A 25,295-nucleotide genomic window follows, 5' to 3' on the forward strand; every position below is an offset into this window, starting at 1 on the left:
CGGACTATGATTCGGCCATGACCACCGACCCCGGAAGCCGCCGCCGAGCCCCGGCGGGAGCCGCCGTCCTGCGCGAGGACGTGACCGACGCCATCCGCAGCGCGGTGTTCGCGGAGCTGGCCGCGGTCGGGTTCGCCCGGATGTCCATCGAGGGCATCGCCCGCCGGGCCGGCGTCGGCAAGACCGCTGTCTACCGGCGTTGGAAGTCCAAGCTGCACCTGGTCCTGGACCTGGTCTCGGCCGTCGCCGCGCAGGGCATGCCCGCCCCCGCCACCGGCTCCCTGTACGGGGACGTGCGCGCGGTCCTCGAACTGGCCGCGTACGCCCTGCGCCACCCGCTGGCCTCCCAGGTCATCCCGGACCTGCTGGTCGAGGCGGCCCGGAACCCGGAGATCTCCGACGCCATCAAGGCCGCCCTGCTCGACCCGCAGCAGGGCGTCGCCGCCGTGGTCGTCCGGGACGCCGTCGCGCGCGGCGAGCTGCCGCCCGGCAGCGATCCCGACCGCGCCCTCGACCTGATCGTCGGCCCGCTCTACTGGCGGCTCGCGGTGGTCCGGGGCGAGCTGCCCCCGGAGTATCTGGACGACCTCGCGGCCTCCGCCGTGGCGGCGCTCACACACGGCGCGGACCCCGCCGGATGACCGCTCGCGGGGGTGTGCCAGCGTGCTTGTAGGGGTCACCCTTCGATCGGTTAATCTGGTGGGCGGGCCGCCCACCGGGCCTTCCGGAGCATGTGCACGGGGCGAGCACGGTGCAGGCGCAGTCACTCGTTCGGGACCGTAACCGGTGACCCCCGACCGCCTCCGCGGTTGAGCCCTACGGATAGCCAGGCCCTTGATGAACGGACGTGCTCAACATGCCGCCACGGCTCAGTGTCGTTGTCCCCGTCTACAACGTGGAACTCTTCCTGACGGACTGTCTGAAGTCCCTCGCGGAGCAGACCATGACCGACCTCGAGGTGGTGATGGTCGACGACGGGTCCACCGACGGGAGCGCCGCGCTGGCGGCCGAGTTCGCCGCGGGCGACGACCGCTTCAAGCTGGTCAGGCAGAAGAACGGCGGACTGGGGCACGCCCGTAACACCGGCTTCCGCAACGCCCACCCGGAGAGCCGCTACCTGGCCTTCTGCGACAGCGACGACATCATCCCGCCGAACGCCTACGAGCTGCTGGTCGAATCGCTGGAGGAGACCGGCTCGGACCTGGCGTCCGGCAACGTCCTGCGGCTGCGCGCCGGGGGCAAGCTCGTGCAGTCGCCGATGTTCCGCAAGCCCATGGCCACCACGCGCAAGCGCACCCATGTCTCGCGCGACCTGGACCTCCTCGGCGACCGCATCGCCTGCAACAAGGTCTTCCGCCGCTCCTTCTGGGACAAGCACGAGTTCGCCTTCCCGGTCGGCGCGCTGTACGAGGACATCCCCGTCGTGCTGCCCGCCCACTTCCTGGCCGGCTCCGTCGACATCGTCAAGGACCCCGTCTACTACTGGCGCGACCGCCCCGGCTCCATCACCACCAGCCGGGCCGTCGTCCGCGGCATCCACGACCGCGTCGCCCACGTCCAGGGCGTCTCCGAGTTCCTGGCGGAGAACCGCACCCCCGCCGACAAGAACCACTACGAGGCCCACGCGCTGGCCAACGACCTCTGGTACTTCATGGAGGTCCTGCCGGACGGCGACCAGGAGTACCGGGACGCCTTCCTCACGTACACCAACAAGTTCATCGACCAGGTCGACCCCTCGGTGCTCGACGGGCTGCCGCTGCGCCTGCGCGTGATGTGGTACCTGGTGCGCGAGCACCGCATGGACGAGCTGCTGGCGCTGCTCCTCCAGGAGAAGCGGGAGCCCGGCGCGTTCGAGGTCAGCGGCCTGCGCAAGCGCGTGGCCCACTACCCCGTGCTCACCCGGCCCGTGCCCGCCCCGGTGGCGCGCGTCGCCGACCGCGACCTGCCGCTCGCCGCCCGGCTGCGCGACGCCCGGTGGCGCGACGGCAAGCTGCACCTCAGCGGCTACGCGTACATCCGCAACCTGCCGGTCGCCTCCGGGGCCAGTGAGTTCCGGATCGGCTGGCTGCGCGCCGGCCGCCGCCACGTCGTCCCGCTCCGGCTGCGCCGCACCGACGAGCCCGAGGCCACCGCCCGCTCCCGGCAGAGCCTGCACGACTACCACCGCGCCGGCTTCGAGACCTCCGTCGACGCCTCCAAGCTCCGCATCCAGGCGGACAGCGGCCCCAAGCAGCTCACCTTCCAGTTCCAGGTGGGCATCGCCCGGGGCGGCCTGCTGCGGCGCGCCTTCCCCTCGGTCCGCGAGGCATCCGTCGCGCCGCCCGTCCACCGCCCCGACGGCGACCACCGCATCGTCCCCGCCTTCGAGGGCGACAAGCTGGTGCTGCACTCCGAGCGCGTCGACGCCCGCTTCGAGACCCACGGCCCCGGCGAGCGGCCCGGCACCGTCAAGGTGACCGGCGTCGTCCGCGCCCGCCTCGTCAAGGACGAGCTGACCCTGGTCCTGACGCACGGCGCCACCAAGACCACCGTCGAGGTCCCCGTCACCGTGGGCTCCGGCGCCGGAGCCGGCTGGAACCGCTTCACCGCCGAGCTGCCGATCGCCTCGGTCGAGGCGAACCGCCCCACCGGCGAGGACGCCCCGAAGACCGTCTCGTACAGCGTCCACCTGGTCGGCAAGGGCCTGAAGGCGTCGCTCGACGCCCCCGGCTCGGTCCACCCCGGCCGCTACCCGATCGCCGACGGGCCGGACGGCGTCCGCCGCGAGCTGGCCCTCACCGTCAGCGCGCGCGGCAACGTGGTGATCGGCGACCGCCCCGTGCAGCCCGCCGTCGAGCTGGCCAGCTGGACGGACGACGGCCGGCTCTTCCTGGAGGGCACCTTCCCCGAGGACCCGGCCCGCCCGGTCGAGCTGGTCGTGCAGAACAGCGCCCACCGCGAGGAGCAGATCTTCCCGGTCGACTTCACCGGACCCGAGGGCGTCCGCCGCTTCCGCGCCGAGCTGCGGCCGGACGCCGTGGAGGGACCGGGCGGCGCCGTGCCGCTCGGCGAGGGCAACTGGTACTTCTTCTTCCGGGACAAGGGCGCCGCCGACGAGAGCGGCGACCGCGCGCTGCGGCTCCCCGCCTCCGCCTTCCACACCCTGCCCGCCACCCGCACGCTCGGCGGCCGCGACTACACCCTGGAGCGCCGCTTCGGCGACCAGCTCCTCGTCGTCTCCGGCTCCGTGCTCACCGCCGCCGAGCGCGGCCCGCGCGCCAAGCGCCTGCTGAGCGAGGCGTACGCGGCACAGCGCTCCGAGCCGCTGCGCGCCGCCGCGCTCTACAGCACCTTCGACGGCCGCCAGTACTCGGACTCGCCGCGCGCCGTCTACGAGGAGCTGGTGCGCCGGGGCACCGAGGTGGAGCACATCTGGGTCGTCCGCGACCAGCAGGCGATCGTCCCCGAGGGCACCACCGCCGTCGAGCAGGGCTCGGCCGCCTGGCACGAGGCGCTGGCCCGCAGCCGCTACATCATCACCAACACGCAGCTGCCCGAGTGGTTCGTGCGCCGCGAGGACCAGACGGTCGTCCAGACCTGGCACGGCACCCCGCTCAAGCGCATCGGCCTCGAACTCGCGGGCACCGCCCAGGCGAACGCCGGGTACATCGCGACCCTCGCCGAGCGGGCCAAGCAGTGGAACTTCCTGGTCTCGCCGAACACGTTCTCCACGCCCGTGCTGCGCCGCTCGTTCGGCTTCGAGGGCGAGGTGCTGGAGTGCGGCTACCCGCGCAACGACATCTTCCACGCCCCGGACCGCGCCAAGGTCGCGACCGCGGTACGCGAGAAGCTGGGCATCCCGGCCGGCAAGCGCGTCGTCCTCTACGCGCCGACGTGGCGCGAGGACCAGCGCCTCGGCGGCGGGCGCTACTCGCTCGGCCTCCAGCTCGACCTGGCCGCCGCCGAACGCGAACTCGGCGACGACACCGTGCTCCTGGTGCGCCGTCACTACATGGTCACCGACCGGCTCCCGGACAGCGGTACGGGCTTCGTCAAGGACGTCTCGCGCTACCCGGACGTCGGCGAACTCATGCTCATCAGCGACGCCCTGGTCACCGACTACTCCTCGCTGATGTTCGACTTCGCCCAGACCGGGCGGCCGATGCTCTTCCACACGTACGACCTGGAGCACTACCGCGACACGCTGCGCGGGTTCAGCTTCGACTTCGAGAAGCGGGCGCCCGGGCCCCTGATCCCGGGCTCCGACGACCTGATCGCCGCGCTGAAGGACCCGGAGAAGGCCATCGCCGGACACGCCAAGGCGTACGAGCAGTTCCGGCACGACTTCTGCGACCTGGACGACGGCCGGGCCACCGCCCGCGTGGTCGACCGCATGCTGTAGTCGCCTGTGGTGGAGCCACGATGCCCGGCCGGTCCGCACCGGCCGGGCATCGGCGTTTCCAGGGCCGCTGTTTACGCCACGGTGACGATTCGCTGCGTCGCATAGCGTCGCCGCCTTGCTACGTTCTGCTTTCATGGGTATCCGAATGTGGGGCGAAACGGACGTGCGGCGGGCCAGGACCGCCGTGCTCGTCGCGGCGACCGCGGGCCTCCTCACCCGCATGATCATCGCGGCCAACTCGCCCGGCCCCGCCGATGTGCGGATCTTCGCGGGGTTCGCGAAGGCCATCACCGGGTACGGCCCCGTCCGCGTCTACGCGCACCCGCTGCCCGGGCTCCCCGTCTACAACCACCCGCCGCTGGCCGGGTGGATGCTGCTGGGCCTCGACCGCCTCACCGAACTCGGCTTCTCCTTCGCCACGCTGATCCGCGTCCCCGCGTCGGCCGCCGACTTCGCCTGCGCGGTCCTCGTGTTCGAGATCGTCCGCCGCCGGGCCACCGTGCGCACCGCGATGCTCTGCGGGACCGGGGTGGCCGTCAGCCCGGTGCTCATCGCGACCTCCGGCTACCACGGCAACACCGACGCCGTCGCCGTCGCCTTCGCGCTGGCCGCCGCCCATCTGCTGGCCGACCGGAAGGCACCCCTCGCGGCCGGCGTCGCGGCGGCGCTGTCCATCAGCGTCAAGTTCATCCCGGTCGTGGTGATCCCGGCCCTCTTCGTGGCCGCGCTGCGCGGCGGGCGGCCGGTCCTGGTCCGCTTCACCGCCGGGTTCGCCGGGGTCACCGCGCTCGTGTGGGGGCCGGCGCTGCTAACCGTGCCCATGGACCTGGTGCACAACGTGCTGGAATACGCGGGCGGCAGCTACCGGCTGTGGGGGCTCGTGCGGTTCGCGGACGTCCTCGGCCTGCCCGAGCCGGTCATCGCCTTCATGCAGGGCGGCGGCCACTTCCTCTTCGTGCTGGTCTGCGTGGCCGCGGGCGTCCGGCTCGCCTGGCTGCGGCCCGCCGAGGCGCCCGGGGTCGTCGCCGTCACGCTGGGCCTGCTGCTGCTCCTGTCCACCGCGTCCGGACTCCAGTACCTGACCTGGGCCGCCGCCGGGATGTTCGTGCTCGGCCCGGTCGAAGGGTTCGCGTACAGCGCGGTCGTCGGCCTGGTCGCCGTCCTCGGCTACAGCGGGCGGTCCGCCGTGCGCTGGAGCGAGCCCGTGCTGTACCTGGGCGCGGCCGGCTGGCTCGTCCTGGCGGCGGGCCTGCTCACCGGCGCCCGCCGCATCCTCGCCACACCCCCGGACACCGCCCCCACCGAGCGGGCGCGGGTCTCCGCACCCCGTACGGAATTCCGCTCCTGCTCCACCGTCGACTGATCCCGCACACCCCGTCCCCGACCGCAACTGGAGAACGCCCCGTGAAGGAAAGCCCGAGCCCCAGGATCGGCATCCTGGTGGTCGCGTACAACGCGGAGACAACCCTGGAGAAGACCCTCGACCGGATCCCGGAGGACTTCCGGTCGCGGATCGACGAGATCCTCATCCTCGACGACGCGAGCCACGACGCCACCTTCACGGCGGGCTGCCGCTGGTCGCAGGCCGAGGGCATGCCCCGTACCGTCGTCATGCGGCACACCAAGAACCTCGGCTACGGCGGCAACCAGAAGGCCGGATACGCGCTGGCCGCCGAGCACGGACTCGACATCATCGTGCTGCTGCACGGCGACGGGCAGTACGCCCCCGAGCTGCTGCCCGAGATGGTCGCGCCCATCGAACGCGGCGAGTGCGAAGCCGTGTTCGGCTCCCGGATGATGACGTCGGGCAGCGCGCTCAAGGGCGGCATGCCGATGTACAAGTGGCTCGGCAACCGCATCCTGACCCGGTTGGAGAACGGCCTCCTCGGCTCGGACCTCACCGAATTCCACTCCGGCTACCGCGCGTACAGCGTCGCCGCCCTCAAGCAGCTGCCGGTCGACCGGAACACCGACGCCTTCGACTTCGACACCCAGATCATCGTGCAGCTGCTGCACGCGGGCATGCGGATCAAGGAGATCCCCGTCCCCACCTACTACGGCGACGAGATCTGCTACGTCAACGGCATGAAGTACGCGAAGGACGTGGTCAAGGACGTCCTCGAATACCGGCTGGCCGTCAAGGGGTTCGGGACCTGCCGGTGGATCCCCAAGCCCGTCGAGTACGCCTTCAAGGAGGGCGACGGCTCCTCGCACGCGGTCATCCTGGAGAAGATGCGCGCGCTGCCCCCGGCCGCGTCCTCGACCTCGGCTGCTCCGGCGGGCTGTTCGCCGAGCGGCTGGAGTCCCTCGGCCACGAGGTGACCGGCGTCGACTACGTCGAGGTGCCCGGCGTCCGCGACCGGTGCAGCCGCTTCCACCTCGCCAACCTGGAGGAGGGGCTGCCCGCCGAGGCCGGGACCGGCTTCGACTACGTGGTCGCCGGGGACGTCATCGAGCACCTGTCCCGCCCCGAACGCGTCCTCGCCGAGGCGGCGTCCGTGCTGCGGCCGGGCGGCCGGATGCTGCTGTCCGTTCCCAACTTCAGCCACTGGTACTCCCGGCTGCGGGTCGCCGTCGGCGCCTTCGACTACGACCGCCGGGGCATCCTCGACGAAACGCATCTGCGCTTCTTCACCCGGGCCAGCCTGCGCCGCACCGTGCGCGCCGCCGGCTACGACGTCCTCGAACTCTCGTCCACCGGCGCGCCGTTCTGGTCGCTGCTCGGCCGGGGGCCGCTCGCCGCCGTGCTCGGCGGGGCGTCGAGGCTGCTGACCCGGGTCCGGCCGACGCTGTTCGGCTATCAGCACGTCGCCCTGCTCACCCCGCACGCGGCCGAGACGATCATCGCTGGAGAGCACGTCGATGTACAGGACATCCTCAACCGACAGTACGTCCCCGCCGACCGGGTCGGTGTCTGAGGCGCCCCGCCCCGGACCCGCGCCCGCCCGGGCGCCCGAACCCCCCGCCCCGCAGTCAGGAGCAAGTCCTTGACCCTCCCCAGTGTGCTGCTGCTCCTGTTCGCCGTGTTCTCGTCGGCGGGCGGCCAGATCATGCTCAAGCACGGGATGAAGGGCGCCGCGGCCGCCGCCGGGCGCGACGGCGGTTCCGTCGCCCTGCGGGCCGCGGGCAGCCCCTGGGTCGTGTTCGGGCTGCTGGTCTTCGCGGTGTCCGCGCTCGCCTGGATGACGACGCTGGCGAAGGTGCCGCTCTCCGTCGCGTACCCCTTCAACGCGCTCGGCTACCTGCTGATCGTGCTGGCCGGGGCGACCGTGCTGCACGAGCGGACCTCGCTGTGGACCTGGGGCGGCTCGCTGCTCGTGGTGGTCGGCCTGATCACGGTCATGGCCGGTCAGCAACGCTAGGGCGTGTTTCGAAAGTCCCGCCTGCCGGGCGACGCCTGGCACGCACTCTCGCCGCACCGGCCGAGATCCCTAGTACGTCCAGTACGAGGGATCGCGGCCGGCACGCCGAGAGCACGCACCAGACGCCGCCCGGCCCGCCCTGCGGGCGGACGGCGCTACTTTCGAAACACGCCCTAGCCGCGCTACGCCGAGGGGCCCGCCGCCGGAACGTTCCGGTGACGGGCCCCTCGGCGTCGTACGTACGGCTCAGGACTCCTCGCCCAGCAGCACGCGGCGCACCACGCGCTCGGCGGCGCGGCCGTCGTCGTACGGGCAGAAGCGCTCCTTGAACGCCTTCAGCAGCGCCTCGTTCTCCGGGCTGTTCCAGCTGCCGTCGGTGAAGATCGCCGCCAGCTCGTCGGTGTTCGTGGCCACGGCGCCCGGCGTCTCGCCCGGCTGCCCGGACAGCAGGTCGAAGACGACACCGCGGACCGTGCGGTACGTCTCCCAGTCCGGGGCGAGGATCACGATCGGGCGGTTCAGGTGGGCGTAGTCGAACATCACCGAGGAGTAGTCGGTGACCAGCGCGTCCGCCGCCAGGCACAGGTCCTCGACGCGCGGGTACGTGGAGACGTCGATCACCGACGCGTTCTCCGGGAGGCCCGAGCCGCCGTAGAAGTAGTGGGCGCGCATGAGGACCACGGTGTCCGGGCCGACGGCCGCGCAGAACCGGTCCAGGTCCAGGCGGTTGGTGAAGCCCGCCTCGTAGTCGCGGTGCGTCGGCGCGTAGAGCACGGCGCGCTGGCCGGGGCGGATGCCCAGGTCCTCGCGGATCTTGGCGATCTGCTCCTCGGTGGCCGTCGCGAAGACGTCGTTGCGCGGGTAGCCCGTCTCCAGCGGGCGGGCCGCGCTCGGGTAGGCGCGCGACCACACCTCGGTGGAGTGCGGGTTGGCGGAGACGCTCCAGTCCCAGCGGTCCACGCGCTTCAGCAGCCGGTCGAAGTTGAGCCCCTGGGCGGCGGCCGGGTAGTTCTGCTGGTCCATGCCCATGATCTTCAGCGGGGTGCCGTGGTGGGTCATGACATGGATCTGACCGGGGCGCTTGACCAGGTGGTCCGGGAAGTTGACGTTGTTGAAGAAGTACGTGGCACGGGCCAGCACCGACCAGTAGCGGCGGGTCCCGGGCACCACGTAGTCGATGCCCTTGGGCACCGAGTCCACGTTCTTCTTCGACACCACCCAGACACCGTGGATGTCGGGCGCCAGCTCCTTCGCCTTGCGGTAGATCGCCTCGGGGTTGCAGCTCACCCCGCGGTTCCAGTAGGCGGCGTACACGGCCAGCTTGGGGTCGAGCGGCAGCTTGCGCTGCGCCTTGTAGTACCGCTTGGTGAACTGCTTCTTCGCCTTGGCGCGGGCCGTGGTGGGCGCGGCACGCAGGCTGCGGCGGGTGGCGAGCGCGGTGTCCAGGGCGCCGAGCGCGGTGTACTTGCCGCCGCCCATCAGCTGCGGGCGCAGCCCCTTGGCGCCGCCGGGGAACGTGAAGCCCTCCGGGCGGTGCGCGCTGTGGAACGCGCCGACCGCGCCCACGTACTGCCGGCGGCGCTTGGTCACCGTCGGGTACGCGGTCAGCAGCTCCTGCACGGCACGGTCGAAGAGGAGGCCGCGCACGTCCTTCAGGGCCGGGCGCGCCTCCACGAAGGTCATCAGCGCGTCGTACGCCTCGACCAGCTCCAGCGGGGTCGAGCCCGTGCGGGGCTCCACGTCGTCCACGAGGCCGGGCAGATAGCGCTGCTGGCGGTGCTCGACGCAGGCGGTGCCCAGCGTGGCCACCGAGGCCGCGACGGCGACGGTCGCCAGCGCGTACATCCGCTCGCCGTGCGGGCCCGGCCCGAAGGTCACGGTCTCGCGCTCCAGGAGGGCGCGGCGGACCGCGCGGTTCCAGGAGACCGGGGCGATGTCCAGGAGGTCCGGGCGGGTCGCCAGGGTGAACGGGCCCTCGGGCATGCCGTCGAGCTTCTGCAGGGACCGGGTCGAGCGGACCTTGCCGCGGAAGGGGCGCTTCTGGTGGCCGAAGAGCAGCACGTCCGGGTCGCCGGTGGCGTCCAGCCGGTCCGCGACGGCCTGGAGCGCCTCGGGCAGGAGGATGTAGTAGCCCTCCAGGAAGAGGACGTACTCCCCGGCGGCCTCCTCGATCCCGGCGTTCCGGCGGCCGTGCGCCCCCGCGCCCGGCTCCAGGTGCACGGCCCGGACGCGGCTGTCGCGCGCGGCGAACTCGTCCAGGACCACGCCCGAGCCGTCCGGCGCGCCGTCGTCCACCCCGATGACCTCGATGTCCGTGAACGACTGGGAGAGCACCGACTCCAGGCACTCGCGCAGACTTCCTCGGGCGCGGCGGACGGGGATGATGACACTCAGCCGGGGCATACGGACTCTTTCTCGGACTGTGCGTACTGGGAGAGCACACAGCGTACTGGGGCGGGCTCCGCAGGACGGGTCAGGGGGCGGGCAGGCGTACGAAGGCCGAAGAGACGGGCGCGTCGGGCCCGTGAGCGGTCGACCGCGCGGCTGATGAAGGCCCCACTTATCATACTACCCAGGACAGTAAGTGAACCTTGGGCAATACGGGGCGCGCGGGCCCATGACGGGCGCCCGCGACCCCCGCGACCAGGGGCGTCGCACGGCTGCGGGGCACCCCCGCCGGCCGGCCGGAGTGCCCCGCTCTGTGACGTAACCGCTACTTGACCGCCCCCGCCATCACGCCGGAGACGAACTGGCGCTGGAAGGCGAAGAACACCGCGAGCGGGATCACCATCGAGACGAAGGCGCCGGGCGCCAGCACGTCGATGTTGTTGCCGAACTGGCGCACCTGCTGCTGGAGCGCCACCGTGATCGGCGGCGACCCCGAGTCCGCGAAGATCAGCGCGACCAGCATGTCGTTCCAGACCCACAGGAACTGGAAGATCCCGAGCGAGGCGATCGCCGGACCGCCCAGCGGCATGACGACCCGGGTGAAGAGGCGTATCTCACCCGCCCCGTCCAGCCGCGCCGCCTCCAGGAGCTCGCGGGGGATCTCCGCGAAGAAGTTGCGCAGCAGGAAGATCGCGAACGGGAGACCGAACGCGGTGTGGAAGAGGACCACACCGAGTGTCGTCTCGAAGATCCCGATCTCGCCGAACAGCTTCGACACCGGGATCAGCGCCACCTGTACGGGGACCACCAGCAACCCCACGACCAGCAGGAACCACCAGTCGCGGCCGGGGAAGTCCATCCACGCGAACGCGTATCCCGCGAGCGAGCCGATCACCACGACCAGGACCGTGGACGGCACGGTGATCATGACCGTGGAGAGCAGCGAGTCCGTGATCGCCGAATTGTCGAGCAGCCGGGAGTAGTTGTCGACGGTCAGCTCGGAGGGGGCGGTGAGGACCTGCCACCAGCCGGTCGACGCGATCTTGTCCGGGCTGCGCAGCGAGGACAGCAGCAGCCCGATCGTCGGCATCAGCCAGAACAGGGCCACCAGGACCAGGACGACCCGCATCACACCGCCGCCGGCCCGTGCCGCGATCCGCGCGCCGAGCGACCGGGTCGCCGTCGCCGAGGGTGTCGTCATCGGCGCCCCTCCTTCCGTATCCGCCTGATGTTGAAGAGCATCACCGGGATCACCAGCAGCAGCAGGAGTACGGCGATGGCGCTGCCGACCCCGAGGTCCGCGTCCGTGCCGAACGAGGACCGGTACAGCTGGAGCGCCAGTACGTTGGCGTCGTCCTGGGACGAGCCCGGCGCGATGATGAACACCAGGTCGAACACCTTCAGCACGTTGATCATCAGCGTGACCAGCACGACCGCGAGGACCGGTGCGAGCATCGGCACGGTGATCCGGCGGAACACCTGCCACTCGTTCGCCCCGTCCACCCGGGCCGCTTCGAGGAGTTCACGCGGCAGACCGGCCAGGCCGGCCGCGATCAGCACCATCGCGAAGCCCGCCCACATCCACACGTAGCTCCCGATGATCCCGGGCGTCACGAGCGACGGGCCGAGCCAGTCCACGCCGTTGTACGGCTCCCTGAAGTTGGAGGCGGGGAGGCGCAGTTCGGCGCCGTCCGCCGAGGCGGGCAGCGTGAACGTGCCGTCCGCCGCCGCCTTGGCGGTCGCGACCACCTCGCCGTTCTTGACGGCCTCCACCTTCAGGCCCTTGAGCCCGAGCTCCTTGGCGTCGATGACATTGGGTTTGCCGCCGCCGCCCTTGGTGAAGTCCAGCCACGCGGTGCCGGTGACCGCGCCGTCCCCGGCCGCCGCCGGAGCCTTGGCCGGTTGCGCGTCGCCGGGCATCTTCGCCGGGAGCACCCCGACCAGGGGCAGCTGGACCGGCTGCCCGGCGCGCACGGCCGTCTTCGTCACGAAGGTCCCGCCCGCTGCCGCCTTCAGCGGGGCCACGGGAAGCGGATGCGCCTTCGGGAAGCCCGAGGACTCGGCGAACGTGTCGTGCACGCCCACCCACACCGCGTTGGCGACCCCGCGCTCCGGCGCCTGGTCGTACACGAGCCGGAAGATGATGCCCGCAGCCAGCATGGAGATCGCCATCGGCATGAAGACGACCAGCTTGAAGGCCGTGCCCCAGCGGATGCGCTCGGTCAGCACCGCGAAGATCAGCCCGAGCACGGTGGAGACCGTCGGTGCGAACACCACCCAGATCGCGTTGTTCTTGACCGCCGTGAGGATGGTGTCGTCCGTGAACAGCGTCTTGTAGTTGTCGATGCCGGCGAAGCCCGTACCCGCCTGGTCGAAGAACGACCGGTAGACGGAGTACACGATCGGGTACACGACGAGCGCCCCGAGCAGCACCAGCGCCGGCAGCAGGAAGAGCCCCGCGATCACCCTGCGGGTGCCGGTCACGCTCCGGGGCGCGCGCCCCGGAGTGCCGGCCGGGGCGGCCTTCCTGGGGGCGGGCACCTTGGGCCCGCCGGACCGTTGCCTGTCGGCGGGGAGCGCCTCGTCGGCGCCCCCCGCTGCCGCTGTCGTCACGCCGTCAGCTCTTGTACGCCTTGGCCGCGTCGGACTCCAGCTTGGCTTGAGTCCCCGCGATGTCCTTCGGGTTCTTCAGGAAGTCCTGGAGGGTCTTCCACTCGCCCTTCCCGGGCGTCCCGCCGAACGACTGCGGCGCCTGGTCGGACATGTCGAACCGGACGGAGTCACCGGCCGCGATGAGCGCCTTCGCCATCGTGCGCTGCACGTCGTTCGGGTACGCGGCCGGGTCCAGGGTCTTGTTCGGCGAGATGAACCCGCCCTGCTCGGCGGCGATCTTCGCGGCGTCCGCGGAGGCGAGCCAGGTCAGCAGCGCCTGGGCGCCCTTGCCGTCCTTCAGCGCGACGGCCGCGTCGCCGCCGGTCACCACGGGCGACTCGGCGCCGACCGCGGGGAACGGGAAGACCTTGGCGTCCGTGCCGATCTTCGCCTTCGTCTGCGCGATGTTGACGCCGACGAAGTCGCCCTCGTAGACCATGGCGGCCTTGGGCTGGTCGCCGCCGGTGAAGGTCTGCGTGACCGACGCCGGGAACTCGGTCTGGAGCGCGCCGTCCGCGCCGCCCGCGATCAGGGACGGCTTGCCGAACAGCTGGGCCAGCGTGGTCAGCGCGTCCTTGACGGACGGGTCCGTCCACTTGATCTTGTGCTGGGCGAGCTGGTCGTACTTCTCCGGGCCCGCCTGCGACAGGTAGACGTTCTCGAACCAGTCGGTGAGCGTCCAGCCGTCCGCGCCGCCGACCGAGACCGGGGTGACGCCCGAGGCGGACACCGTCTCGGCGGTCTTCAGGAAGTCCTTCCAGGTCTTCGGCTCGCTCGCGCCCGCGTTCTCGAACGCCTTGGTGTTGTACCAGACCAGCGACTTGTTGGCGGCCTTGAAATACACCCCGTACTGGGTGCCGTCCACCCGTCCGAGTTCCTGCCAGACGTCCGCGTAGTTCTTGCCGAGCTGGGCCCGCGCCTCGTTGCCGACCGGCTTGGCCCACTTCTTCGCCACGGCCTGCTGGATCGCGCCCACCTGCGGGATCATCGCGACGTCCGGCGGCTGCCCGCCCGCGATCTTCGTACCGAGGAAGTTGACGATCGGGTCCTGCGCCGGGACGAACGTCACCGTCGCGCCGGTCCGCTTCTCGAACTCCTTGAGGACCTTGACGAAGTTGGCCTGTTCCGGACCCGTCCAGACCGCGGCGACCGAGAGCTTCTGACCGTCCAGTTTCGGCAGGACGACACTCGGCGTGGAGCCCTTGTCCGTGGTGGAGCCGCCGTCGTCCGACTTCTTGTCCCCGCCGTCACCGTCGCCGCCGCAGCCGGTGAGGGCCAGTGCGCCGATGGCGGTGAACACCACGGCCGCTCTGCGAATCCGAAGGGTTGTGCGCATCCCTGCCCCGTTTCTCTCTCCGCGTGCGCCCACCGGGCGCCGGATCGGGTCGGGAAGCCAGCGCTGCCGGTCGTGCGTCACGTCGTCGTGTGCGCACAGTCCTATGCCCGGCGTTCCGCTGTCGCAATACCGTCCTCGGTCCCAAATCCCTGATCGTGATGCCCTCGTGACGTGGGGTCAGTGCCGGTATCCGGCTATTGGGGGACGATCGGGCCGCCCTCTTCCGGCCCCGGTCGGGGGCTTTCGAGGGCGGCTCCGGCGTGACTCGGGCGTGACTCGGCGGGCTTTCAGGTGGACAGGGGCGCGAGGGGTTGTGCGTTCACCGAACGCGCCGCCCGTTCCAGGGCGCTGGCGAGCAGCGCGAGGTCCGTCGGCCCGTTGCCCAGCTCGCGGACCGGGCGGCGGGTGGGCGGGTCGCCCATCCGCTCCCACTCCAGCGGGACGACCGTCGGCCGCAGCGTCGCCGTACGCGGGATGCGGCCGGTCACCCTGCCGCCCTGGAACGGCGTCACCCGCCCGTCCGGATGCCCCAGCCGCCCCCGGCCCGGCGCCGGTTCGTCCGGCGAGGGCGGGACCGCGGGCGGATCGAGCACGATGCGCAGCCGCGCGCCGCGGGCCAGCTCCGTGTCCTCCGTGCGGTCGGGGCGGGCCGAGGCCGCGACCAGGTGGATGCCCAGCCGGCCGCCGTCCCGGGCCACCGCCTCCAGCGCCCGCACCACCGAACCGGCCGCCGGCCGGCCCGGGCTCCCGAGCGCCGGGGCTATGAGCGCGTCGTAGTCGTCCACGAGCACCACGAGCCGGGGCAGCGGGGAGGGGCCCGGGTCCACGGGGCGGCCCGCCCCCGGGCGCAGGCGGAGGGTGCCGCTGAGGGGGGCCTCGATGTCGCCGCGCTGTTCGGGGATCGGGACGGGCGTCGCCCCGTCCTCGTGGCGGCTGTGCCACTCGGCGAAGTCCAGCTCGCCGAGCAGTTCGGCCCGCCGCTTCACCTCGCCGCCCAGGGCCTGGGCGAACTCCCGCATCCGGACCGGGTCCGAGGCCACCAGGTGCGTGAACGCGTGCGGCAGCTCCGTGCACGGACCCAGCGACTCGCCGCGCTCGCCGCCGGCCCCGTCGACCAGCACGATGCCCAGCCGGTCCGGCCGGGCGGCGGCCGCCAGCGACGCCGCGACGGCCCGCAGCAGCTCGGTCCGCCCGCTGCCGCCGGGGCCCTCGATGAGCAGGTGCGGCCCCTCGTCCGCGAGGTCCACGCTGACGGGCCCGCGCGGCCCGGCCCCGAGCACGACGACGGGCCGCCCGGCATGCACGGCCGGCCGCGCGGCGGTACGCGTGGCGGTCTGCGTCCCCCCGGCGCCATCGCCGCGCGCGGCGCCCTGGGGCGCGTCGGCATGGCGGGGACCACTGACGCGGGGGCGGGCGGGGCCGGGTGTGGTGGGGTCGGGGTACGGGGTGCGGCCGGAGTCGCCGGTGCCGGTGCCGGTGCGGGGGTACGGGGTGCGGCCGGAGCCGGTCGTGGTGGTGTCCGGGTACGCCGTGCGGCCCGAGTCGCCCGTTCCCGTGCCCGGGTACGGCGTGCGGCCCGAGCCCGTCGTCGTCGCGGACGGGTACGGCGTGCCGCCCGAGTCGCCCGTCCCCGGGTACGCCGTGGCGCCCGAGTCCGGGGCCTCCGACGCCGTGCGTTGCGCGCCCACCCGGGGCGCCGGGCGGTCGTCCGCCGTGGACGCCCAGCGGGCCATCAGGGAGGCGGGGGTGGCGCGGGCCAGGCCCAGTTCGTCCAGGAGGCGGGCGGACGGGGGGAGCGCCACCGGCACCTGGCGGCCCGGCAGCGCGGCCGAGCCCTCCGCGCGCAGGGGGCCAGCGCCCGGGCGAACCGCTGCGCCCAGTGCGCCGACACCGCGTCCACCGAGGCCACCGTGCCGTGGCCCGCCGCCCGGCCGCCCGCCGTACGCAGCAGCCGCAGGGCCGTCGCCACGTCACCGCTGAGCATCCCGACGGCCCCGCACTCGCGGAAGGCGATCGACGCGTGGCAGGCGGCCTCGTACGTCGCGGCGACCGGTGAGGTGGGCGTCGCGGCCGGGGTCTCGGCCAGACAGATCAGATGGACGCCCGCCGCCGCACCGGCCGCGGCCAGCCGGGCCGTGTTCTCGCGGAGGACCGCCGCGCCGGGGTCGCCGTCGAGGATGACCACGGTGAACGGGCCCTCGTAGGCGCGGGCGGCCTCGGCGACCGCGGCCGGGTCCTGGCTCGCCCAGCCGGGGCCGAGGGGCCCGTCGTCCAGGCGGCGGACCAGCTCGGCGGTGCGGGCGAGCGCCTGGTCGCGGTCGTACGCGAGAAGCAGCCGGCAGTCCTGGCCGTGCATCGGGCGCAGATGGGGCAGCCAGCCGAGCCAGGCCCACTCGCGCCGCCGCTCCTCCGCGGTCCGCGCCCGGTCCGTGCTGATCAGCACGATCTCCAGGTCGGCGGGGGAGTGCAGCGCGGCCAGCTGGGCCACGGCGGACCGGGCGAGCCCGGACAGCCGCTCCCGGGGCCCGGCGAGCCCCAGCGAACCGGCCTCGCGCAGGCTCACGGTCACCGGCACGGCGGGCAGGTCGGCCCGGTCGGTGGTGCCCAGCCGGACCACCAGCGCCTCCGGGTGCGCGGGGTCGCGCTCCCACAGCCGGGGGCCCGGGCCGAGCGCGGTCAGCAGGACGGCGGCCGGATCCGGCCAGGTGCCCTCGGGGGCCGTGGGCAGCGAGGTGAAGGTGTCGGGGACGGGCGGAAGCGGCTCGGCGGGGGCGCTCGCGGGCGCCGGTTCGGCCCGGGTGCCCTTGAGCCGGCGGGCCCAGGCCCCTATGCCGCCGCGCCGGGGCGCCTCCTGCTCGGGGAAGCGGTCCGGGTGCCCGGCGGAGGACCCGGGCCGGGCCCCGGCGCCGGGGTCGTCGGGGACGGGCCGGTCGTGGTCGGGCCGGGCGGCCTCGGGGAGGGGGCGGCCGGGGCCGGGGCCCGGGCGACCCGGAGGTGGCCCTCGCCGTCCGGGGTCGTCGGCAGCACGGGTGGACGCGCGCCGGAGGCGAGCCGGAGCGTCGACTCACCGAGCCGCAGCAGCGCTCCCGGGGCCAGCCGGACCGGGCGGTCGTGGACCTCGGCCCCGTCCAGCGTGGTGCCGTTGGTGGAGCCCAGGTCGGCCACCGCGACCCGGCCGTCCTCGGAGACCGTCACCTCGCAGTGCAGCCGGGAGACGTCGGGGTCGTCCAGCGGGACATCGGCCTCGGCCGAGCGGCCGACGCGGACCGTGCCGCCGTGCAGCAGATGGACGCCGCCCGCGTCGGGCCCCGCGACCACCTGGAGCTGGGCGGGCACCGCGTCGTCCGCGGTCTCGTCATCGCCGGGCGCCTGGAGCGAGAGCACCGCGCCGTCGACCAGGGGCGGCTCGCCGAGGGCGCAGCGCTGGGCGTCCAGCCGCTCCCGGCCCGCGAAGAGCACCACCGCACCGCTGCCGAGGGAGCCGTCGGGACCGGCGACGGCCATGGCCAGGCCCGAGGCGACGGAGGCCAGCGCCGTCCCCGCGGGGGCGGTGACCAGCACATCGCAGGCGCGCGCCGGGGTCTGGCCGCTGGGCGGCGCGAGGACGGTCAGCCGGATCTGCATCGCCGTCAGCGGTCCCTTCTGCGCGCGGTGCCGGCCGGGGGAACGCCCTGTGATTCCCCCCACCCGGCACGGACACGTCGTCCGGTACAGGTTCGTCACGCACCGCGAGGCTCCCGACCGCGCAGCCGTGCTCCAGGCATCCTCGCACCTGCCACTGACAACACGCCCGGCAGTCATCAGTTAGTGATCTTGAAACGTCTGCCGCGGCCCCGAAAAGTGCGGCATGACCCGATTCCCGGCACCCGCCCTGGCAACCATCCGCCCCGGACGGACGTCTTCCCCCGGGACCCGGACCCGGCCGCCCTTCCCCGTACAGCCTCTAGAGTGGGCCGGAAACTCCGGGGGTACCCGGGATCCCGATCCACCACGACCAGCAGGGAGCGCATGACGTGCGGCCGGTAGGCAGCAAGTACCTCCTGGAGGAGCCGCTGGGACGCGGTGCCACGGGCACCGTCTGGCGTGCCAGCCAGCGCGAGGCGGCGGGCGCCGAGGCGGCCGTGGCCGGCCGGCCCGGCGAGACCGTGGCGATCAAGGTCCTCAAGGAGGAGCTGGCCAACGACGCGGACGTGGTGATGCGGTTCCTGCGGGAACGCTCCGTCCTGCTGCGGCTGACCCACCCCAACATCGTGCGCACCCGGGACCTCGTGGTCGAGGGCGACCTCCTCGCCCTCGTCATGGACCTGATCGACGGCCCCGATCTGCACCGCTACCTGCGCGACAACGGCCCGCTCACCCCGGTCGCCGCCGCGCTGCTCACCGCGCAGATCGCCGACGCGCTCGCCGCCAGCCACGCCGACGGCGTCGTGCACCGCGACCTCAAGCCCGCCAACGTGCTGCTCGCCGACCCCGACGGCGCGATGCGCCCGATGCTCACCGACTTCGGCATCGCGCGCCTCGCCGACTCGCCGGGCCTGACCCGGACCCACGAGTTCGTCGGCACCCCCGCCTACGTGGCGCCGGAGTCCGCCGAGGGCCGCCCCCAGACCTCCGCCGTCGACATCTACGGCGCCGGCATCCTGCTGTACGAGCTGGTCACCGGCCGCCCGCCGTTCGCCGGCGGCACCGCGCTGGAAGTCCTGCACCGGCACCTCAGCGAGGAGCCGCGCCGCCCCAGCACCGTCCCCGAGCCCCTGTGGACGGTCATAGAGCGCTGCCTGAGCAAGGACCCGGACCGCAGGCCGAGCGCGGAGAACCTGGCCCGTGCCCTGCGTACCGTCGCCGAGGGCATCGGGGTGCACGCGAGCGCCGCGCAGATCGCCGCCGCCGACGGGGTCGCCGCCCTGCTCGCGCCCGACCCGGCGCCCACCGCCGTACCCGAGATCCCCGGCGCGGCCGACCCGACGCAGGTGCTGCCGAGCAACGCCGGCTCGTACGACCCGAACGGGGCCACCAGCGTCCTGCCGCACAGCGGCGGCCCCGGGGCCGGTCAGGCCGACCCGACCGCCGTCCTGCCGCCCGTGCCGCCGCGCCCCGCCGGCGACCCGCGCCCCGAGGACCCGCACCCCTGGCAGTCCCAGCTCCGGGCCGCCCGCGACCGCAACGAGCAGACCCAGGTCCAGTACCTCGACCCGAGCGAGGACCCGCTGCGCCGCCGCCCGCAGCGCCGGCAGCAGCAGCCCCCGCAGCAGCCGCGCGACCGGCAGCAGGGCTACCAGCAGCCCCAGAGGCAGCAGCCCCAGCAGTACGGGCAGCAGCAGCGGCCCCAGCAGTACCAGCCGCAACCGCAGCAGCAGTACCAGCCGCCGCAGCGCCAGCAGTACCAGCCCCAGCCCCAGCAGCAGGCGTACGCGCCGCCGCAGCAGCCCCAGCAGCCGCAGCGCGCGCCCCGCGAGCCGAGGCAGCGCAGCGCCAACCCGATGAAGATCCCCGGGCTCGGCTGCCTCAAGGGCTGCCTGTTCACGCTGGTGCTGCTCTTCGTGGCGAGCTGGCTGATCTGGGAACTGACCCCGCTCAAGGACTGGATCGGACAGGGCCAGAGCTACTGGCACGCGATCACCGACGCCGTCACCACGGTGAAGGACTGGATCTCCGACCTGGGCGGCAGCGGCAGCGGCGGCTGACCGCGCCGGGAGGCGTACAACTCTGTAGCTATATCGACTTCCGCGGACCAATTCCGAGGCGATTCGCCCGCAGAAGCGAAGGTTGGCGCCAACCACGGCACGCGGGCCCCCGATCGCCGCGTAACTTTGTCGACCGGGGGTTGTTGGGGTCCATCGCCAGCCGCTGAGGGAGCAGTCTTGGCACGGAAAATCGGCAGCCGGTACACCGCCCACCAGATACTGGGGCGCGGCAGCGCCGGCACGGTGTGGCTCGGGGACGGCCCCGAGGGCCCCGTGGCCATCAAGCTGCTCCGCGAGGACCTGGCGTCCGACCAGGAGCTGGTCGGCCGGTTCGTCCAGGAGCGCACCGCGCTCCTCGGCCTCGACCATCCGCACGTCGTCGCGGTCCGCGACCTCGTGGTGGACGGCAACGACCTCGCCCTCGTCATGGACCTGGTCCGGGGCACCGACCTGCGCACCCGGCTCGACCGCGAACGCCGGCTGGCCCCCGAGGCCGCCGTCGCCGTCGTCGCGGACGTCGCCGACGGCCTGGCCGCCGCGCACGCCGCCGGGATCGTCCACCGCGACGTCAAGCCCGAGAACATCCTGCTGGACATGGAGGGGCCGCTCGGTCCCGGCAACGCGCACCCCGCGCTGCTCACCGACTTCGGCGTCGCCAAGCTCATCGACACCCCGCGCCGGACCCGCACCACCAAGATCATCGGCACTCCGGACTACCTGGCCCCCGAGATCGTCGAGGGGCTGCCGCCGCGCGCCGCCGTCGACATCTATGCCCTGGCCACGGTGTTGTACGAGCTCCTCGCGGGCTTCACGCCGTTCGGCGGCGGCCACCCCGGCGCCGTCCTGCGCCGCCATGTCACGGAGACCGTCGTCCCGCTCCCCGGCATCCCCGACGAGCTGTGGCAGCTGCTCGTCCAGTGCCTGGCCAAGGCCCCGGCCTCCCGGCTGCGCGCCTCGGAGCTGGCCGCCCGGCTGCGCGAGCAGCTGCCGCACCTGGCCGGCATCCCGCCCCTGGAGGTGGACGAGCCGGACGAGGAGCCGGAGGCCCCGCAGGGCTACGACGAGCAGCAGTACACCCCGGCCGGAGACGAGCCCCGCAGGCGCGGCGCGGTCCCGCTGGTGCCCGGATCCACCCCGGACTCCAACCGCGACACCCACACGAGCATGCGCGTCCCGGCCCCCGACGAGCTGTCCGGCGGCCCCCGGGGCACCGCCCGCGCCCCGCGCGCGCCCGGTCGGCCCCGCCCCGGCTCGGCCCGCAACAAGTCGGCGGCCGTCCGCAAGCGCCGCCTGACCCTGGGGGCCGCGGCGCTCGTCCTGGTGGCCGGGATCGGCGCGGCCGGCTGGCTCGCGCTGGGCGGCGACGACGGGGACCCGGGCCCCCAGGACACCAGGAACTCGGCGCCCGCACAGCCCTAGCGAGCGGTGATCCGGCAGCCCGAGGAACGTACGCGCCGACAGCCGTTACGCTGGACCCGTGGCAGTCGTCGATATTTCCGAAGAGCTGAAGTCCCTCTCCTCGACCATGGGGTCGATCGAGGCCGTCCTGGACCTGGATGCGCTGAGGGGGACATCGCCGTGCTCGAGGAGCAGGCGGCCGCCCCGTCCCTGTGGGACGACCCCGAGGCGGCGCAGAAGATCACCAGCAAGCTTTCCCACCTCCAGGCCGAGGTCCGCAAGGCCGAGGGCCTGCGCGGCCGGATCGACGACCTCGAAGTCCTCTTCGAGCTCGCCGAGGCCGAGGGCGACGCCGACGCGCTCGCCGAGGCGGAGGCCGAGCTGGAGTCCGTCCGCAAGGCGCTGGACGAGATGGAGGTCCGTACCCTCCTCTCCGGCGAGTACGACGCCCGGGAGGCGCTGGTCACCATCCGCGCCGAGGCCGGCGGCGTCGACGCGGCCGACTTCGCCGAGCGGCTCCAGCGGATGTACCTGCGCTGGGCCGAGCGGCACGGCTACAAGACCGAGGTCTACGAGACCGCTTACGCCGAAGAGGCCGGCATCAAGTCGACCACCTTCGCCGTCGAGGTGCCGTACGCCTACGGGACGCTCTCCGTCGAGCAGGGCACCCACCGGCTGGTGCGCGTCTCGCCCTTCGACAACCAGGGCCGCCGCCAGACCTCCTTCGCGGGCGTCGAGGTGCTGCCCGTGGTCGAGCAGACGGACCACGTCGAGATCGACGAGTCCGACCTGCGCGTCGACGTGTACCGCTCCTCCGGCCCCGGCGGCCAGGGCGTCAACACCACGGACTCCGCGGTGCGCCTGACCCACCTGCCGACCGGCATCGTCGTCTCCTGCCAGAACGAGCGCTCGCAGATCCAGAACAAGGCGTCCGCGATGAACGTCCTCCAGGCGAAGCTCCTTGAGCGCCGCCGCCAGGAGGAGCAGGCCAAGATGAACGCCCTCAAGGGCGACGGCGGCAACTCCTGGGGCAACCAGATGCGCTCCTACGTCCTGCACCCGTACCAGATGGTCAAGGACCTGCGGACGGAGTTCGAGATGGGCAACCCGGACGCGGTCTTCAACGGCGAGATCGACGGCTTCATCGAGGCCGGTATCCGCTGGCGCAAGCAGAACGAGAAGTAGTCCGATAATCGCCGCAACTCCCCCTGGAACAAGGCGCGTCGGCCCGGAACGGGCTTGACGTTCTCCGTGCGCCCGGCGAGGGTGCTCGGGCAGCCCGACGAGAACGGCTCCAGGGGGTAGCGGTACATGACGAAGAAGACGCGCTTACGCGTCGCGCGGACGGCGGCGGGCGCGGTGATCGCCGTCGGCGCGTCGCTGACCGCCGCGGGGGCGGCCCAGGCCGCCGACATCGGCGCCGATGTCGCGGGTGTGGAGATCGGCGTACGGCCCACCGCCGAGCCGGGGCACGAGGACCCGGGCGGCGACGGCGACCCGTGCAGCCCGCTCGACCCGCGCTGCGAGCCGCCGGAGCCGTCGGCCACCCCGCCGCACCCCTCGGTCCCGCCGACCGGCCCCGCGCGTCCGAGCGAGCCGCCCACGACCCCGGAGGCCCCGCCCTCGCCGCCCGCGAAGCCCTCGGCCACGCCGACGAAGGCCCCGACGAGGTCCGCGGACCCGGGCGACAGCGGGGACAGCGGCAGTGGCGTCGGGCAGATCGGGGTCTCCGGCGGCAGCGGGGGCACCACCGACCGCACCGACACCGACTCGGTCGGCAATCAGCCCGTCGAACAGGGCAGGGGCAAGGACGAACTCGCCGAGACCGGCGCGGGCGGGACCGCGTTCCTGCTGGTCGGCGCGGCGACGATGGTCGCCGGCGGCATCGGCTTCCGCGTCCTGCCGCGCCTCACGCGCAAGCGCACGGCCGTCTAGCGGGCGCTACACGGTCTGGTGGGCCAGGAGGGCCAGGGCGGTCAGGAGCACCACGAGGAGCACGGCCAGCGTCGCCGGGCTGATCCCGGCGAAGGGCCCCTGCCCCTGCTCCCGCATCCGCTCGCGGCTCGCCCGGCACACGGGGCAGCGACCCTCGGTGACGGGCGCCGCGCAGTTCGCGCACACCAGTCGGTCGTAGGTCATGCGCTTTCCTCCTCCCGCGCGGCGGAGCCGCACAAGCCATCTCTCCGCACAACGCTCACGGAAACGCGACCGTTCCCCTACCACTGTGCCAGCTCGCGGCCGGATCGGCCCGCCCCGCCGTCACACCCGGGGCCCTTCCCCGCCGCGCCGCCCCGGAATCGGGGCCGTTTCACCGTAAATCACCCATCCCGGTATGCGTGCCTGCACGGCTCAGCCCGGTTCGCGTATGGTCACGCTCACCTACTCCCGGCCGACCGTGGTGCACCCGTGATCCGATTCGACAACGTCTCCAAGACCTACCCGAAGCAGAGCCGTCCCGCTCTCCGGGATGTGTCGCTCGACATCGAGAAGGGCGAGTTCGTCTTCCTGGTCGGCTCGTCCGGCTCCGGCAAGTCCACCTTCATGCGGCTCATCCTGCGCGAGGAGCGCGCCAGCACGGGCGCCGTCCACGTCCTGGGCAAGGACCTCGCGCGCATGTCCAACTGGAAGGTGCCGCACATGCGCCGCCAGCTGGGCACCGTCTTCCAGGACTTCCGCCTCCTGCCCAACAAGACCGTCGCGCAGAACGTGGCGTTCGCGCAGGAAGTGATCGGCAAGCCGCGCGGCGAGATCCGCAAGGCGGTGCCGCAGGTCCTCGACCTCGTCGGTCTCGGCGGCAAGGAGGACCGGATGCCCGGCGAGCTGTCCGGTGGTGAGCAGCAGCGCGTGGCGATCGCGCGGGCCTTCGTCAACCGGCCCATGCTGCTGATCGCGGACGAGCCGACCGGCAACCTCGACCCGCAGACCTCCGTCGGCATCATGAAGCTGCTGGACCGGATCAACCGGACCGGCACCACCGTGATCATGGCGACCCACGACCAGAACATCGTCGACCAGATGCGCAAACGCGTCATCGAGCTCGAGAAGGGCCGTCTCGTGCGCGACCAGGCGCGCGGCGTCTACGGCTACCAGCACTGAGCACCCAGCACTGAAAGGACGCCATGCGCGCCCAGTTCGTCCTGTCGGAGATCGGCGTCGGCCTCCGTCGCAACCTCACGATGACCTTCGCCGTCGTCGTCTCCGTCGCCCTCTCGCTCGCCCTGTTCGGCGGCGCGCTGCTCATGCGCGAGCAGGTCAGCACGATGAAGGACTACTGGTACGACAAGGTCAACGTCTCCATCTACCTCTGCGGCAAGGGCGACGCGGAGACGGTGGTCCAGTGCGCCAAGGGTGCGGTCACCAAGCAGCAGAAGGACGAGATCGAGAGCGATCTCAACAAGATGGACGTCGTGGAGAAGGTGATCTACGAGTCCAGCGACGAGGCGTACAAGCACTACCAGGACGAGTTCGGCGACTCCCCGATGGCCGGCAACATCACGCCGGACCAGATGCCGGAGTCCTTCCGGGTCAAGCTGAAGGACCCCACCAAGTACAAGGTCGTCGCGACCGCCTTCGCCGGGCGGGACGGGGTCCAGTCGGTCCAGGACCAGAGAAGCATTCTGGACAACCTCTTCGGACTGATGAACGGCATGAACGTCGCCGCGCTGTTCGTGATGGCGCTGATGCTCGTCATCGCGCTGATGCTGATCGTCAACACGGTGCGCGTCTCCGCGTTCAGCCGGCGCCGGGAGACCGGCATCATGCGGCTCGTCGGCGCCTCCGGCTTCTACATCCAGGCCCCGTTCATCATGGAGGCCGCCTTCGCCGGTCTGATCGGCGGTGTGCTGGCCTGCGTCATGCTGCTGGCCGGGCGCTACTTCCTGATCGACGGCGGTCTCGCGCTCAAGGACAAGCTGAATCTGATCGACTTCATCGGCTGGGACGCGGTCCTCACCAAGCTGCCGCTGGTGCTCGCGATCGGCCTGCTGATGCCCGCTGTTGCCGCTCTCTTCGCCCTGCGCAAGTACCTGAAGGTGTGATGTGTGCCCCGTGAGGTGCACACCCAACGTCCCCTGCGCCTGTGGGCCGTTGTCCTA

The 25,295-nt window shown here is 72.7% G+C and carries 17 protein-coding genes and 1 pseudogene; 12 read left to right on the forward strand and 6 right to left on the reverse strand.

Annotation, left to right across the window (positions count from 1 at the left end; genetic code table 11):
* Positions 1-17: 17 nt before the first annotated feature.
* The 6 genes from NEH16_RS19700 to NEH16_RS19725 all read left to right on the forward strand — a co-directional run bounded on the left by NEH16_RS19700 (position 18) and on the right by NEH16_RS19725 (position 7,743).
* A complete protein-coding gene (locus NEH16_RS19700) occupies positions 18-641 on the forward strand; it encodes a TetR/AcrR family transcriptional regulator (protein WP_073965559.1) in 624 nt (207 codons plus the stop codon).
* A 206-nt stretch (positions 642-847) separates the two neighbouring features.
* The gene (locus NEH16_RS19705; protein WP_265544107.1) at positions 848-4,381 is read left to right on the forward strand and encodes a bifunctional glycosyltransferase/CDP-glycerol:glycerophosphate glycerophosphotransferase; all 3,534 of its coding nucleotides are present in this window, start codon (positions 848-850) and stop codon (positions 4,379-4,381) included.
* Between the two features lie 145 nt (positions 4,382-4,526).
* The gene (locus NEH16_RS19710) at positions 4,527-5,744 is read left to right on the forward strand and encodes a glycosyltransferase family 39 protein (protein ID WP_374215646.1); all 1,218 of its coding nucleotides are present in this window, start codon (positions 4,527-4,529) and stop codon (positions 5,742-5,744) included.
* A 41-nt stretch (positions 5,745-5,785) separates the two neighbouring features.
* Positions 5,786-6,703 (forward strand): glycosyltransferase family 2 protein, encoded by a 918-nt coding sequence (locus NEH16_RS19715; RefSeq protein WP_265544111.1) that lies wholly within the window; start codon positions 5,786-5,788, stop codon positions 6,701-6,703.
* Positions 6,679-7,299, forward strand: coding sequence for a class I SAM-dependent methyltransferase (locus NEH16_RS19720; protein WP_265547268.1), 621 nt, complete (start codon positions 6,679-6,681; stop codon positions 7,297-7,299). Before NEH16_RS19715 ends, NEH16_RS19720 begins: the two co-directional genes overlap by 25 nt.
* 69 nt (positions 7,300-7,368) lie before the next feature.
* On the forward strand, positions 7,369-7,743 hold the full coding sequence (locus NEH16_RS19725; protein WP_242441999.1) for an EamA family transporter: 375 nt from the start codon (positions 7,369-7,371) through the stop codon (positions 7,741-7,743).
* A gap of 246 nt (positions 7,744-7,989) precedes the next feature.
* On the opposite strand, the gene NEH16_RS19730 is transcribed toward NEH16_RS19725, so the two are convergent.
* The 5 genes and pseudogenes from NEH16_RS19730 to NEH16_RS33710 form a co-directional block, all read right to left on the reverse strand.
* The gene (locus NEH16_RS19730) at positions 7,990-10,146 is read right to left on the reverse strand and encodes a bifunctional glycosyltransferase/CDP-glycerol:glycerophosphate glycerophosphotransferase (protein ID WP_265544113.1); all 2,157 of its coding nucleotides are present in this window, start codon (positions 10,144-10,146) and stop codon (positions 7,990-7,992) included.
* A 310-nt stretch (positions 10,147-10,456) separates the two neighbouring features.
* Complete coding sequence (locus NEH16_RS19735; protein WP_265544115.1) at positions 10,457-11,332, reverse strand: carbohydrate ABC transporter permease; 876 nt, start codon at positions 11,330-11,332, stop codon at positions 10,457-10,459.
* Positions 11,329-12,744 (reverse strand): carbohydrate ABC transporter permease, encoded by a 1,416-nt coding sequence (locus NEH16_RS19740; RefSeq protein ID WP_265544117.1) that lies wholly within the window; start codon positions 12,742-12,744, stop codon positions 11,329-11,331. Before NEH16_RS19740 ends, NEH16_RS19735 begins: the two co-directional genes overlap by 4 nt.
* A gap of 4 nt (positions 12,745-12,748) precedes the next feature.
* Positions 12,749-14,119: an ABC transporter substrate-binding protein gene (locus NEH16_RS19745; RefSeq protein WP_265544119.1), complete on the reverse strand. Its 1,371-nt coding sequence runs from the start codon at positions 14,117-14,119 to the stop codon at positions 12,749-12,751.
* Positions 14,120-14,406: 287 nt separating this feature from the next.
* Positions 14,407-17,743: pseudogene (locus tag NEH16_RS33710) on the reverse strand (FHA domain-containing protein).
* Between the two features lie 389 nt (positions 17,744-18,132).
* Here NEH16_RS33710 and NEH16_RS19765 point away from each other — a divergent pair.
* The 4 genes from NEH16_RS19765 (at position 18,133) to NEH16_RS19780 (ending at position 23,136) form a co-directional block, all read left to right on the forward strand.
* Complete coding sequence (locus tag NEH16_RS19765) at positions 18,133-19,803, forward strand: serine/threonine-protein kinase (protein ID WP_265544125.1); 1,671 nt, start codon at positions 18,133-18,135, stop codon at positions 19,801-19,803.
* Between the two features lie 177 nt (positions 19,804-19,980).
* Positions 19,981-21,222 carry a protein kinase domain-containing protein gene (locus tag NEH16_RS19770; protein WP_265544128.1) on the forward strand — a complete coding sequence of 414 codons (1,242 nt, stop codon included), beginning with the start codon at positions 19,981-19,983 and terminating at the stop codon, positions 21,220-21,222.
* Between the two features lie 58 nt (positions 21,223-21,280).
* Positions 21,281-22,386 (forward strand): peptide chain release factor 2 gene (gene prfB / locus NEH16_RS19775; protein ID WP_073964946.1). Its coding sequence is split into 2 segments (ribosomal slippage): positions 21,281-21,371 and positions 21,371-22,386, totalling 1,107 coding nucleotides; the frame shifts between segments, so codons are not numbered across the junction.
* 126 nt (positions 22,387-22,512) lie between these two features.
* Positions 22,513-23,136, forward strand: a complete 624-nt coding sequence (locus tag NEH16_RS19780; protein ID WP_265544131.1) for an LPXTG cell wall anchor domain-containing protein — start codon at positions 22,513-22,515, stop codon at positions 23,134-23,136.
* A 6-nt stretch (positions 23,137-23,142) separates the two neighbouring features.
* Here NEH16_RS19780 and NEH16_RS19785 read toward each other — a convergent pair whose 3' ends face one another.
* The gene (locus NEH16_RS19785; RefSeq protein WP_073964948.1) at positions 23,143-23,340 is read right to left on the reverse strand and encodes a hypothetical protein; all 198 of its coding nucleotides are present in this window, start codon (positions 23,338-23,340) and stop codon (positions 23,143-23,145) included.
* Between the two features lie 267 nt (positions 23,341-23,607).
* Here NEH16_RS19785 and ftsE point away from each other — a divergent pair, with 267 nt between their 5' ends.
* Together ftsE and ftsX are read left to right on the forward strand one after the other, a co-directional pair.
* Positions 23,608-24,297: a cell division ATP-binding protein FtsE gene (gene ftsE / locus NEH16_RS19790; protein WP_026242629.1), complete on the forward strand. Its 690-nt coding sequence runs from the start codon at positions 23,608-23,610 to the stop codon at positions 24,295-24,297.
* A gap of 23 nt (positions 24,298-24,320) precedes the next feature.
* Complete coding sequence (gene ftsX, locus NEH16_RS19795) at positions 24,321-25,238, forward strand: permease-like cell division protein FtsX (RefSeq protein ID WP_073964949.1); 918 nt, start codon at positions 24,321-24,323, stop codon at positions 25,236-25,238.
* Positions 25,239-25,295 lie beyond the last annotated feature (57 nt).

This window comes from Streptomyces drozdowiczii (assembly GCF_026167665.1).
Lineage (GTDB): Bacteria > Actinomycetota > Actinomycetes > Streptomycetales > Streptomycetaceae > Streptomyces > Streptomyces drozdowiczii_A.